Origin of the sequence: Duncaniella sp. B8 (assembly GCF_005304985.1) — a bacterium.
GTDB classification, from domain to species: domain Bacteria; phylum Bacteroidota; class Bacteroidia; order Bacteroidales; family Muribaculaceae; genus Duncaniella; species Duncaniella muris.
Genome location: NZ_CP040121.1, coordinates 2918278 through 2931460 on the forward strand (window position 1 = coordinate 2918278; position 13183 = coordinate 2931460).

Consider the following 13183-nt stretch of genomic DNA (forward strand, 5'->3'; position numbering starts at 1 on the left):
GTATGAAGGACAAGACCATCAGAATGATCCAACAGGAGGCAGCGGAGGCACTCTTAAACGTGGGTGTCTCCCTCCCCCTGAAGGAGTTCCGGCTACCGTTCAGAAAACGACCGATAGTCTTTAGGGTGACGATGCGCCGCCCCTGCATGTCCGGCCAAATCGAAATTGCCCGGACTTATTTGTCAATGGGGGTCAAAAGCTCCGATATGGAGAAATTCTCCAAGGAAGAGCAGATGGAGTTCCTCGCCAAACATGGAGGCAAGATCTGTAGGATGATCGCCCTGACTCTTGGCCGAACAGTCTATGTGAAGCCGTTGACATGGTTCGTGCGCCATTTTGTCCGCTATGAATATCAGATAGCGGCTGTGAGGGAATTCGTCCGTCTCATGGGAACCGACCCTTTTATACCTATTATCAGATCAGCCGAGAAGACAAATCCGATGCGGCTGAGACTGAGCCAAAAAAAGAAGGGGAGTTAACGACTCACTACGAGAATTCCCATAGCCCCTTCGGATTCCTGTGGCAAGTGGCTACCGCCACGGGATGGACGATTGACTACATACTCCACAAGGTCAATTATCAGACACTCATCATGATGTTGAGCGATGCGCCCCGGTATATCGAGAAACGAACCTCAAAGCCGGAGGCCGGAGGTTCGGCAGAGGATGAAGCCAACGAAGTAGCAGGATTTTTCAGAAGCAATCTCTTACAATGAAACCGGTCGAAATAGAATTCTTGATGAAAGACGGACTGACTCCCGGCTTGAAAAACGCCGGGAGGATAGTCCGTCAGTTCTCCGATGACGCAGCAGCCGAGTTAAAGGAAGTGTCAGAGTCTCTCAAATTGCAGAGGCAGCACGTCTCGCGCCTTGAAAAGACTCTCAAGGAATTGGAGAAGGCATCCAAGAGTGCTGCGCCCGGTGCTGAGTGGAGCAAAGCCAAAGCTCGTATCGAGGAAGTCAGGAAGGAACTCGAAGACGAGAAAGCCGGACTTGCCGAGCTTGTCGATATGGAGAATCAGCTCAAGGCTGCGTCGGAGGGAGCGGATGTCTCCCTCCGGCAGCAGCTCCGCAATCTCACTCAAGAGATAGCCACACTCATGGTCGCGTATGCCCAACTCAGCGATGAAGAGCGTGCCACAGCCGAGGGAAAGGCTCTGCAACGTCATATCGAGGAGCTGACCGAACAGGCCGGTGTCTTGAGAGACGCGATGGGCGATACCACTGCGGCCATTAACAACGCAGCTTCCGACACACGAGGCTTCGATCAGTTGACGGGAGCCCTTCAGCTTGCCATCGACAGTTTCGGCTTGGCGACCGCCGGAGCCGAGATGTTCGGAGTCAGCCAAGAGGATTTGGTGGAGGCTCAGACAAAATTACAGGCAGCTCTTGTAGCGAGCAACGCACTCAGTTCCATTCAGAATAACTTGCAGAGGCAGTCTGCACTCATGCAGGGCATCGGAATTATTCAGACCAAGGCTGCTACTACTGCCGAAACGATAAAGACTGCCGCGCAGGGTCGCGGGGTTATTGTCACTAAGGCCGCTACAATCGCACAGGCGGCGTTTAATGCGGTTGCCAAGGCGAATCCTTATGTCTTGCTTGCTATGGCCTGTGTGACGGTCGTAGGGGCTTTGTATGCCTTTGCCAAGGGTAGTAAGGCAGCTCAGAAAGCAGAGGAAGAGCGTCAGGAACAAATGGAGAAAGCGCGTGAGGAGCAGGAGGAATTTGCCCGGACGGTAGCCACTGCTGCCGGAGAGCAGATTGCGTCTTTCCTCAAATTGAAACGTGCATGGGAGAACCTTGGAGACAGTTTCGATAAAAAGAAGAAGTTTATAACAGATACCAAGGAGGAATGGCGCAAGCTCGGTAAAGAGATAGACAACGTCAACGATATGGAGAAGATATTCCGTCAGCATACGAAAGATATGATGACGGCGATCATTCTCCGCGCAGAACTGAAAGCCTATGAGACCCGTATTCAGAATGTCGCAGACCAGATGGTCGAGAACATTGAAAAGAATAAAACATATAAATATGTTCCGGCGACTACCGAAACAAGATTCGTAGATCTGACTGAGGCCGAGAAAGCGGCCATCTCCGATCGGGACAGTGCCGGAAACTTTGTAACAGGCGGTCGTGGGGAACGAAATCTCCGAATGGTAAAAGGAGCCTCTTCATATTGGGCTCTTACTGACGAGGGTGCGCGTATTGTCACTCAGATGCGCAGGGATGCCGGTAATGCTTCGGCTTTGGCCGCTCAGAACAATGCCCGGACAAATGCCGAAAGGACTATTCAGGAATATATCGGTGAAATGAATCGACTGGCCGATCAACTTGATGCTACTATGGCAAATATTCCCGGTACAAATGTTGATCCGGATGGTGGTAAGCCGGACAAACCCGATAAGCCGGACAAACCCGACAAAGATGATCGTGTCGAGCAGGAACGTCGTGTCGCAGAGGAACTGCGCAAACTGCGATGGAAAAATCAGCAAGAGGAAATCGACCAACTTGAGGATGGTGCAGAGAAGCGTCGCCGTCAGATTGCCCTTGACTATGAAAAGCAGATGTCCGAAATACAGGATCAAGAGGATAAGTGGCGAGAGATGCAGAACGGCACGTTGTCGCCGGAGCAAACCGAGGCTATTGCCGAGGCTCGCCGTCTCGCCAACCAAGGTATGCAGAATGCCATTCGTGAGGTCGAGAATGACGAAGTTGCAAAGAACCGGGAAAAGCTCAATGAGCTGCTTGAGCAGTATAAGGACTATGATCAACGCCGCAGGGATATAGAATCATCCTATAAAGCCGATATGGAAACCCTCAATGCTGAACTCGCCCGGCTTGAATCGGAGGGATTGGACACCACCGAAATCAAGTCGGCAATATCAGCCCGCGAACAGGCTTACCGTTCCTCTATTTCATCGCTTGAGGGAGAAATATTGCAGGCAAGCGATTTCTATGACAAACTGTTCGGCACGGTATCCGACCGAGGATATAAAGTCCTCAAGGATTTCTATGCACAGGCAAAGGAGACTCTTGAGAATGCAAAGGTTGACGGCGACGGTGTCGAAATAACCATCCCGGTAAAGGATGCCGACGGCAAGTTTGTAAAGAAGGCGGTCAAAATAACAGTCGATGAGTACCGGCGAATGCTCAAGCAGGTGCAGGAAATCAAGAAGCAGCTTGAAAAGAATAATCCTTTTGCCGCTTTCAGGACTTCATGGTCTGAACTTAACAAAGCCATCAAAGAGGGAGGTGATGTGTCCGGCGCACTCAAAGACCTCAATGCAAAGGGGAAGGAAGTGACAAGTACCATACGGGGCTGGGGAGAATCCCTCGGCTCAGTGTTTGGTGATAACTTCAAGAACTCGATGAATGAGATTCTGACCTTCTGCGACGGAGCAATGGATATGGGTACCGGCATCGCGCAGATATGGTCGGGAGATGGAAAACCCAGGCTCGGATGACCCCTTAGACCAAGGTTGAATTGACCCCTGAAAATATTTTGAATTGACCCCTGAAAACGTTCTGGCCGACGGGGTCAATTTTATTTTGTCTTATCGGCTTTTTATAGCTTTAAGCTTACGGACGCTTTCGCCGGTAAGCGTGATTCGATGAGCAGTGTGGACAATGCGATCGAGTATTGCATCTGCCACTGTGGAGTCACCGATTGCTTCGTACCAGTCCAGTTCGGGGAGCTGTGATGTCACGATGATTGATTTGCGACCATGGCGGTCTTCGATGATTTCCGTAAGGTGTGCGCGTTCCTTGGCGTCGAGAGGCACCAGGAAGAGATCGTCGAGGATCAGGAGCTGCGTTTTTTCGAGTTTCTTGAGCTCCGTTTCGATTGTTCCTTTGTTTTTGGCGATTTTCAGGGTCCCCATCAGTTTGGATGCGTTCGCGTACAGTACGCGCATACCGGCCTTGCATGCCTCGTATCCCAGTGCTGTTGCCAGATAGCTTTTGCCCGTACCAGAACAGCCTGTGATGAACAGGTTTTCACCTTTACGGATAAAGTCCAGCGATGCGAGACGCTCCATCTGATTACGATCCAGGCCACGCGGAAGGTTATAGTCAATCTGCGCCACCGACGCGTCATCGTATCTGAAGTTTGCGTTTTTCACCAGGCGCTCAATATTGCGTGCGGCCCTGTAGTCCCATTCTCTGGATAACAGCCAGTTCAGAAAGCTGTCAGGTGTCATTGTCTCGGCGAATGTGGCCTGAAGACTTTCGGAAAACGCTGCCGACATGCCGTGTAAGCGCATACGGTGCATCAGATCCAGAGAGATGGAGTTGCGGTCTTTCTCCGCTGTTATTGGCGTGGTTTTATTGTTCGTTTCCATGTTGTTCGTTGTTGTTGGCTGATAGTTTTATGCTCGCGGCAAAATATTCTTTACCGCGTATGTTCCGGTGGGATGGTGTCTGACGGTCATTGCCGTCAGCATCAGCCCCCGGCAAATAATCTGCATCGGCTCCGGACTCAAGTATGTCCACCATGTCGCTGACACTGTAAAGGCGTGCGTCCATTGCCGCGGCGCATCCTGACACAAGCCGTTTCAGTCCATACTTTTTCTCAAGTTTCATGATGCCACGGCAGACTCTGAAGGCAAGTTCCGGATAACGCCTGTCCTCGATGACAGCACGCAGATAGTGCAATACGATGTTGTCGATCTGTGCAGCGCGTGAAAGCAGTTCCGCAATGTCGCTCTCGCAGCTCCCCTTGCGTCCGGGCAGATTGTGTGACGGTTTCGTTGTATATTCATACGGAGTATCGTTGCGGTGATGCGTCGCCACATGGGTAAAGCCATGAAAGATGTCGATCGTGTCAGTGTCGTAGACCAGTTCCACACGTTTGCCTACATATTGCACAGGCACACTGTAGTGATGCTTGTGCAGAGTTACGTAGCTGTTACGCTGTACTGTCGCGACAGCCCGCTGTTTCATCTGATAGCGGTTCGCAGGCAATGGCCGGAGATTGTCCCGCTCCACAGCCTCAAAGAGCTGACGGCGTGATTCCTTTCGACGCGTCAGATTACGCGCGTTGAACTTCTCCAGAGACCTGAGGATTGCTTCGTTAAGCGACTCCAGATTATGGAAAATCTGACCTTCAAGGTCTACGTACACAGACCGATACATCAGTTTTACTGCATTTTCCACCAGGGCCTTGTCCTTTGGATGCCGCACACGGGCAGGCACCACGGCGCAGCCGTAATGCTCGGCAAAGGATTCGAAGTCAGGATTTATGACCGGCTCGTCGCGGCCACTGCGCGTGACTGCAGATTTCAGGTTGTCAGGCACAATCGCACATGGTGCGCCGCCGTAGAAACGGATGGCGTTTTCGCAGGCCTTTATCAGATCTTCCTTCTTCTGCGTCCACACTGCCTCGCAATATGTGTAGTGGCTACATGGAAGTATCGCCACAAACACCTCGACCTTTCGTATCCCGGCTGTTGCCTCATCGACTATTTCCAATCTGTCTCCGGCAAAATCGATATACATCTGGTCTCCGGCGCGGTGCTTCACATGCCCGATGGCGTTGGTCTGCAGCATGAACTGCCTGAGTTTCATCCCGAAAGATGCCTTCAGATAGCCATCGGGATGGCCGGTATGATACTCTTCATACAACTTCTTGACCGTCATGCCCTTTCGAGAAAGTCGCGCCGCATAATCGGGCAATAGGGCTTCAAGCCAGACCTGCCGCTCCGACGGTTTACGTTCCTTTGCCCCTGGTATGGCAAATAGTTCCTGTAGCCGCGCATCACTCAGCGACGGCAGCTTCTCAGCGGGTATACCGCTGTCCTGATACATTCTCACATAGCGGCGCACCGTGTTCCGGGATATGTCAAAGGCACTACTGATGCCTTTTATGCCCATCCCTGATGCGTGACATAGGAGAATATTCTTTTATCTTGTGTTCATGTTTTCTTTGAATTATATCCCCCGTCGGCCAAAACGGAATTCAAAGATACATATAAAATCCCCTGCTGACATTACGTCGACAGGGGTCATTTTTATATTGGGCAAAAGGGTCAGTGATATTTTGGCTTAAGGGGTCAATTCAACCTGGTCTAAGGGGTCATCCGAGCCTGGGTTTTCCATCGGAGAGAGAAGCTTGGAGAAGATTATATAAATTCATTGTGAGGTCTGAATTTAAGATTTTACGCCGAAACAATACATTGCCACATCTCCGGCGCTTTCGAGCGGTGACAACGGTCTGTAATGACATAGAGGATGCTGTCAGCTTGTTTCATTAAAGCCAACAATTGTTGCTGCCAACCAATAGAGGTAAGCAAAAGGCGTAGTTCTCCCATGCCGCTTGTGTTCGCAAAAGCCAACAGCAGTAGCGGTCCACCTTTTTGAGGGCAGAATACGCTTTGTGTTCGGTTGCAAATCTTTGCAATCGGAACCTTTCTTCTAATGTTACATTGAGGTCACCTTACCCTGTGCTATCCTATTATATAATTATGCGCCAGATGCTTGGAACCTACTACATATCTCCTCTACTTAACGCCGCCACTAAATCCAAAAAAATCCGGCGTGTTTTGGCAATATACAGTAATGTCCGTCAGTACATTATGACGCGCACAGAGCGTCAGTATTTTCAATTCTCAGTAGCCGCTGACTGAGGAATAAGCCCGTTAAGCATCGCTTCCTTACGGCGAGTTGTTTAGGGCTGGCGGTACAGGCCGCCACCTTACGGCTTCTCATAAGTTCATAGTACATCGGGTGCCTTTTCACCCGACTAAGATAATTACGTGTCGCAACGACAATTAGGCATAGCAACGTCAAAGAGCATCATTCCTAATCCGGGCAATATGGTTGAACGTGTCGGACGGATGCTTCTGCCTCGTAGCGTTACATAAAGATACGAAAAAAATCTCATATCTCCAAAAGAGCACAATCTATAAAGTGGTAATCCTGTATCTCAGCCATCGCTATAAATTGGAGTATAGCCATAGCTTCCATAAGTGCAACATCAAACAACAACAGCCGGCATCAGCGTAAAGTCGGGTCTTTGCCCGCACGCCGATTATAATCGCGTTAGTAAAGTTTCCGGTTACGATGTCTGGCACACACTCTTAGGATTGTGCGTTGGTGTTCGACCCGTTTAGGTCGAATATGTTTGACGCCCACTCTTGGGTCTTGTCTTTTGGTGTGTCTTATACATGACGGTCACGGCATGGTACAGTGTCAGCCCCGCTATTGTCGTGTGAAAACACACCGCAACTACTAAAACCATATAGCCGCCTGTATGGTTCGGGCGAGAGTGAATGAAGTCTTATTAAAAAATGCAAAATCAACTACTGCGCTTGAATGATGATGAATGACGATGAATTTTGAAAGAGATTTTCGGTTTCTGTTGTGCAATTGTTGTGCAAAAATGGCAAAAGAAAATCGCAACCGATTGTTATTTAATCAGTTGCGATTTTGAAGTGTTGCCTTGGAAGGGCAACTTTTGTGATATTTCGTGAAACTTCGATTTTGTAAATATGCCAATATTAAATGGTTATACATTTTAACAATTTCATAAAGTCGCAAAAAGCATCATAATGTCGCTTTGATTTGTATCAACTTTGTATCAACTTTTGAACTATATCATATACCTTTGCCGTTATTAGATAAACACTTATCGAATATGGCTAAATCAGCATATACTAAATTCGTACTGCGAACCACCAAGAAAACCGGCGTTGCGCCTCTTTATACCCGTCGCGTTGGCTTCAACTCCAATCTTATGCTCCACTCTCGAATTGAAGTTGACATCAAGACTTGGAATGACGCCATTTCCACTCCCGGACGGTGGAATACATTTCGTGCCGGTCCAGGGAAGGAACTCTGCGACAAGCTTGATGAAATGTCGGCTCTGATTGATACTATAATCAACGACCCTAAAGGTTCAAGAACGAAACTTGATAAGGCGATAGATGAATTCGCCCATAAAGAGCAACGCGAGTTTCAGGAGGCACAACGGAAAGCACAGGAAGAAGCACAAGAGCGTAAGAAAGCTCAACGTGAGGCTGAACAGCGGCGCAAAAAAGAAGAACTTGAAGCGATGCTCCGACAGCGTGAAGAATCCTTCATTGTGGCTCTTGATGTCTTTATTGATGCTGCCCCGGCTCGAACATGGCACGGCAAACCAATTGGACTGAAAACGATACAGCACTACAAGCATCTTCGCCGCTATATCCGCGACTTTATGAAGAAGAAGCATATCACCGATATTCGGTTTGACGAACTCAATAAGTCGTTTTATTCCGATTATCTATCCTTTGCCTATGGAGAGGGATTAAAGCTAAATACTATCGGCGACCATATCAAGGTAATCAAGACCGTTATCCGCGACCAACCGATGCGCATACAATGTATGGCAGAAGATTTCCTTAGATGTGAAAAGCTGAAAGAGGAGTCGGAAAGTATCGCTCTGCTCGAAAGTGAGATTGATCTGATAGCAAAACAAGAGTTGCCAACCGAACACCTCAGAACCGTGCGCAATCAGTTCATATTGATGTGCTGGACAGGAGCCAGACACTCCGACCTCGAACAACTCAATTACAACTCCATTCATGTAACAGAGGATGGAGAACGATATATCCAATATAAAGCAAAAAAGACCGATAAGGTATCGGTGGTAAAGATTTTGCCCGAAACTCAAGCAATCCTCGACTTATACGATGACGGAAAGGCGATGCCACGTGTAATCAGCAACCAGAAGTTCAACGATGCGCTGAAAGAAATAATGAAAGCTGTATATGAGGCAAATCCGGAAAGTACATTAGCCGGATATGTTACCAAGGCATATACCGCCGACGTAGGCAATGGCAGAGCCGGACGCAAAACCGACATATACCAGCGATGGCAGATGGTGAGCTGCCACACCGGGCGCCGCTCATTCGCCACTAATATGCGACTACGAGGTAATGACCGAGATGTAATCTGTGCAGCCACGGGCCACACCACCGAAGCATCACTCAGCCGCTACATCAAGGAAGACCGTCTTACTCGTGCCTCACGTCTAAAGTAGAACTATGCAAAAGAATAATTTTTCTTTTCACCAGCCCTATCTATATGTTGGTTTGGTTTAAGTCGGGTATATATTACCCGGACTAAACCAAACTGACATATCATACCACACCTATGATTTGCGGCTGATGTAAAATCCTATTTAATTGGATGTAATGTTTTGTGTAATTGGAAATAAAACACTAACTTTGCACTGCTGAGAAAGGACAATTAAGCGTTTATTTTCCTTTTTTACTCATCGCGATATGAAACAAACAATTATCTCAAAGGTCAATCGCAGCAAGAAGGGCACCATCTTCTTGCCGGATAGCTTTTTGCCTATTGATACTCACTACGCCTCCAACATATTGTCAGAACTATGCAATGAAGGGAAGCTTGTCAGAGTTGCCACAGGGATATACGTTAAGCCAAAAGAATCACGATTTGGGCCCGTTATTCCGACGATAGGAGAAATAGCACAGACCATAGCAAAACGTGATGATGCGCAACTGTTGCCAACCGGAGCGACTGCTGAGAATTATCTCGGTTTTTCAACACAAGTTCCAATGAACTCCGTGTATCTTACATCAGGAACACCACGTAAAATAAAGATTGGCAAACGTACTCTGACTCTTAAACATAGTGTGCCATCGACATTTGCATATAAGGGCAAGATTATGCCGATATTAGTGCTTGCGCTAAAGTCTATCAAGCAATATAATGTTGATGATAATACTCTTGACGTAGTTTATGGCGTGTTGAAAGAAAGCCCGGAGGAAGAGACATGGCAAGAAGATATAGCTCGTGCTCCGCGCTGGATTAGAAAAATTATTATCGAAACAAAGGATAAAATCAAACGAAATGAGCAGATGGATTGATGCCTCGGATGCTGACCGTCAACAGTCGGCATATATTATAGCAAATGAAAAGAACATCAGCGTGGGTGCGGTTGAAAAGGACTGGTGGGTTACTGCCATTTTGAAGGTTCTGTTTTCCCTTTCCCCGGCAAAGTATATGTTCTTCAAAGGTGGAACAAGTCTCAGCAAAGGCTGGAACCTGATTGACCGCTTTTCGGAAGACATCGACATAGCCCTCTATCGTGATTTCTATCTCAATGAACTTGGTAAGGATTGCGCTAAAGCTGCAACTAACAATCAGGTGAAGAATCTCCGCATTGTCAATCGTGATTATATACTTGGCGAGTTCGCAAAGGAATTGGAATCGAAACTTATAGAATCCGGTTTAGGCGAATGCAAGGTAGTACCGATAACCACAAAGAAGGACGGTTCGCCAATCGACCACGACAGCGATCCGGTAATCATAGAGATTCACTATCCGGTCAAAGTTGACTCTGATGCGTATGTGCGTCCCGTAGTCAAGATTGAGATAAGTTGTCTTTCGATGAAAGAACCGTTTGAAGTCAAGCGCATATCATCACTCGTTGGCAATGCTTTCCCGGAGATTGACGGTGAGACATTTGCCGAAATACCGACCATAACACCGACACGCACATTCCTTGAAAAAGCCTTTCTGCTCAATGAGGAATACCAGCGTCGTTCACCTCGCTCCGACCGCATGAGCCGCCATCTTTATGATTTGGAGCGACTGATGGACACTGCTTTTGCAGAAGCCGCACTCTCCGACATGGAATTATATCAGGAAATCATCGCCCATCGCCAACGATTCTATCATGTCGGCGGTGTAAACTACGAGCTTAACCATCCGTCAACCATCGCATTCTGTCCGACTGGCGAATTGCGCGACAAAATGCGCCTTGACTACGAAACAATGAAAACCTCCATGATTTACGGGGAGAAGCTGTCGTTTGATGCACTAATTGACCGGCTCGAACAATTGGAAAATCGTTTCCGCTCAATGCCCATGTAACCTATGAGGACAACAACACTCACGCCCAACCTTCTTTTTGCTGAGTATTTCCATATAAGTTTAGGTTTGGTTGGGCATATATAAAGCCCGAACCAAACCAAACTATTGTAGCGGGGATGTTTCTCCGCGTCAGAGGGAGCGGAGCATTTTGTCGATGCACTTTTTCTTTTGCTCAGCGCCCGGATGGACGTAAAGGTTGAGAGTTGTGGCGATGTCGGCATGGCCGAGTATGACGCTGACCGTTTTGTAATCGCAGTTGCTTTCGATGCAGCGTGTGGCGAAACTATGGCGTAGTCCGTGAAATTTCAGCGGGGGTATGCCGAGCTGTTTCATCAGCTTCATGTAGTAGTTGCGGTAGGTACGCGGCTCAATGGGCTGCGGCTCGTTGCTTATGACGTAGTATTCGTTGTTGACGACCTTCTTAAAGGGTCGTATCATTGTCATCAGGGGCTTGTTGAGCGGTATTTCGCGGGCGGAGTTTGCGGTCTTGGGAGTATTGACGACGATTTGAGTGTGTTTGGTGCCGTCATCTTCGAGAACATAGATTCTCTCCACCGTGCGTTGCACAGTCAGCATTGAGCGTTCAATGTCGAGATCGCACCATTTCAAGCCGCATACCTCCCCGATGCGTAGCCCGGTCGTAAGGCAGACGTATATGCCGAGATTGCGGAATGTGAAGTTCTGGCTGATGTAGTCCAGAATTTTGCGGTGGTTTGCGGCTGTCAGGACTTCTAAGCCTTGCTTTTCGGGAGCGGTCGGATATTTGATGTCCCACTCGCAGTGTTGGAGATAGCCGTGCTTTTCGCCGAAGCGAACTATCATTTTCAGGACTATGAGTATGTCCTTGACGTACTTCTGACTCAGACCGGAGTTAAGTCGGTCGATTACAAACGACTGCACATCCGCTTCGGTCAAGGCGTAAAGATTCCCGAATGTCGGGATTATTTGATTCTCTACGATTAGGGCGTAGGCTGAGTATGTGGATTGCTTCACATACTGTCGCTTGTCCTTTTTCCAAAGGACAGCGAGATCTTTGATTGTGATTTTTTCTTTTTCCATATTCGTTGAAATGAATTGATTAGGATAATTAAAGAAAATATCGCATCAATTCGCCCGTTTTGCGCTTCCCCGGCTTCACCGAGCCGTGGAAAAAGTGTCGACTGGGTGACTATATACGCATTTTTAGCGGAGAAAGCCCCAATTGTGTTAGTTCAAAATTTGGAATAATACCATATTACAAGGTTGAACAACTAAATTGGTGTGAGAAATATTTAGGAGAAACTCCATATCTGAGCCAACGAGGAAAGAATATTTTACCAGAAGGCTGTGTCGTTTTCTCTAAAAGAGGTGCCGCAATCCTAACCAACAAGGTCAGAATGAATCTCTTCCCGATTAATATTGATACCAATTTGATGGGAATTAAAGCAGATAATTCGTTTATCTCAGATCAATATTTGTTTTATTTCATTCTCCGAGCAAGATTAAGTCGAATTGCGGATACCTCAACTATTCCTCAAATCAATAATATTCATATTAATCCCATCACTATACATGTTCCATCTTTAGAAGAGCAAGAAAAAATAACTCGGTCCTTGGGACTACTCGATGAGCGCATAGCTACCCAAAGGAGGCTGATTGAGGATTTTATATCTTTGCGTAGAGCATTACTACAAAACGCAATATCAAGAGGCTTATCCAAGAAGTCGTGGAAGTTGACCTCATTAAGTGACATTCTGACCGAGCGCGGCGAAAAAAACTCTGCGGGATACAATGTTTGCTCGGTATCGGTTTCTGAGGGAGTTGTAAATCAGATAGAATATCTTGGTCGCTCATTTGCTGCAAAAGAGACAGGACATTATAATGTTGCTCGCTATGGGGATATTATATATACCAAAAGCCCGACCGGGAGTTTCCCTTATGGAATAGTCAAACGCAACACTCAGAAATTACCGGCAGCTATTTCCCCATTATATGGGGTATTTGTTCCTAAATATGATTGGATTGGTATATTGCTGGGTTACTACTTTGAGAGCGAGGTAAATACTTTTAACTATCTTCATCCTATAATTCAGAAAGGTGCGAAAAACACAATCAACATCACAAACAGTGGATTCTTAGCAAACAGCGTCCCTCTGCCAACCGATGAAAGCGAGGCATTAACCCTCGCTAAATGCTTGGATACAATTAGCGACAAGATTATTCTTGAAAAGTCCATATTGACCCATTACACAGAGCAACGAGAATATTTGTTATCCAAGATGTTCGTGTGACATAGATTGAGGATATATTTCAATC

10 protein-coding genes are annotated in these 13183 nt (G+C 47.3%); 7 read left to right on the plus strand and 3 right to left on the minus strand.

Translation table 11 applies throughout. The features are described from left to right. Window positions 1–2: 2 nt before the first annotated feature. From FDZ78_RS12450 to FDZ78_RS12460, 3 genes are read left to right on the plus strand one after another with little or no spacing between them, the layout of a single operon-like run. Entirely contained in the window at window positions 3–479 is a 477-nt protein-coding gene (locus tag FDZ78_RS12450) for a hypothetical protein (RefSeq protein WP_136408670.1), read from the plus strand. A 38-nt stretch (window positions 480–517) separates the two neighbouring features. Next, window positions 518–715, plus strand: a complete 198-nt coding sequence (locus FDZ78_RS12455; RefSeq protein ID WP_136408671.1) for a hypothetical protein — start codon at window positions 518–520, stop codon at window positions 713–715. Then, window positions 712–3468, plus strand: coding sequence for a hypothetical protein (locus FDZ78_RS12460; protein ID WP_136408672.1), 2757 nt, complete (start codon window positions 712–714; stop codon window positions 3466–3468). Before FDZ78_RS12455 ends, FDZ78_RS12460 begins: the two co-directional genes overlap by 4 nt. Before the next feature lie 90 nt (window positions 3469–3558). Here the strand turns inward: FDZ78_RS12460 and istB are convergent, their stop codons facing one another. After that, entirely contained in the window at window positions 3559–4344 is a 786-nt protein-coding gene (gene istB / locus FDZ78_RS12465; RefSeq protein WP_107031685.1) for an IS21-like element helper ATPase IstB, read from the minus strand. Then, window positions 4328–5899 (minus strand): IS21 family transposase, encoded by a 1572-nt coding sequence (istA, locus tag FDZ78_RS12470; RefSeq protein ID WP_255575990.1) that lies wholly within the window; start codon window positions 5897–5899, stop codon window positions 4328–4330. Before istA ends, istB begins: the two co-directional genes overlap by 17 nt. Before the next feature lie 1738 nt (window positions 5900–7637). On the opposite strand from istA, the gene FDZ78_RS12475 reads away from it, so the two are divergent. From FDZ78_RS12475 to FDZ78_RS12485, 3 genes are all read left to right on the plus strand, one after another. Further along, window positions 7638–9023 (plus strand): phage integrase SAM-like domain-containing protein, encoded by a 1386-nt coding sequence (locus FDZ78_RS12475; RefSeq protein ID WP_123615073.1) that lies wholly within the window; start codon window positions 7638–7640, stop codon window positions 9021–9023. 244 nt (window positions 9024–9267) lie between these two features. Then, window positions 9268–9879, plus strand: a complete 612-nt coding sequence (locus tag FDZ78_RS12480) for a DUF6088 family protein (RefSeq protein WP_123615072.1) — start codon at window positions 9268–9270, stop codon at window positions 9877–9879. Continuing rightward, the gene (locus FDZ78_RS12485) at window positions 9863–10888 is read left to right on the plus strand and encodes a nucleotidyl transferase AbiEii/AbiGii toxin family protein (RefSeq protein ID WP_123615071.1); all 1026 of its coding nucleotides are present in this window, start codon (window positions 9863–9865) and stop codon (window positions 10886–10888) included. The genes FDZ78_RS12480 and FDZ78_RS12485 overlap by 17 nt, the downstream gene beginning before the upstream one ends. Before the next feature lie 129 nt (window positions 10889–11017). On the opposite strand, the gene FDZ78_RS12490 is transcribed toward FDZ78_RS12485, so the two are convergent. Then, complete coding sequence (locus FDZ78_RS12490; RefSeq protein WP_123615070.1) at window positions 11018–11947, minus strand: site-specific integrase; 930 nt, start codon at window positions 11945–11947, stop codon at window positions 11018–11020. Window positions 11948–12006: 59 nt separating this feature from the next. Here FDZ78_RS12490 and FDZ78_RS12495 point away from each other — a divergent pair, with 59 nt between their 5' ends. Then, the gene (locus tag FDZ78_RS12495) at window positions 12007–13158 is read left to right on the plus strand and encodes a restriction endonuclease subunit S (protein WP_168182064.1); all 1152 of its coding nucleotides are present in this window, start codon (window positions 12007–12009) and stop codon (window positions 13156–13158) included. The last annotated feature ends 25 nt before the right edge of the window (window positions 13159–13183 follow it).

Bases quoted from the DNA above. Each gene is read 5' to 3' on its own strand.
- FDZ78_RS12460 (WP_136408672.1), top strand. From the start codon at position 712: ATGAAACCGGTCGAAATAGAATTCTTGATGAAAGACGGACTGACTCCC.
- FDZ78_RS12450 (WP_136408670.1), top strand. From the start codon at position 3: ATGAAGGACAAGACCATCAGAATGATCCAACAGGAGGCAGCGGAGGCA.
- FDZ78_RS12490 (WP_123615070.1), bottom strand. From the start codon at position 11,947: ATGGAAAAAGAAAAAATCACAATCAAAGATCTCGCTGTCCTTTGGAAA.
- FDZ78_RS12480 (WP_123615072.1), top strand. From the start codon at position 9,268: ATGAAACAAACAATTATCTCAAAGGTCAATCGCAGCAAGAAGGGCACC.
- FDZ78_RS12475 (WP_123615073.1), top strand. From the start codon at position 7,638: ATGGCTAAATCAGCATATACTAAATTCGTACTGCGAACCACCAAGAAA.
- istB (WP_107031685.1), bottom strand. From the start codon at position 4,344: ATGGAAACGAACAATAAAACCACGCCAATAACAGCGGAGAAAGACCGC.
- FDZ78_RS12485 (WP_123615071.1), top strand. From the start codon at position 9,863: ATGAGCAGATGGATTGATGCCTCGGATGCTGACCGTCAACAGTCGGCA.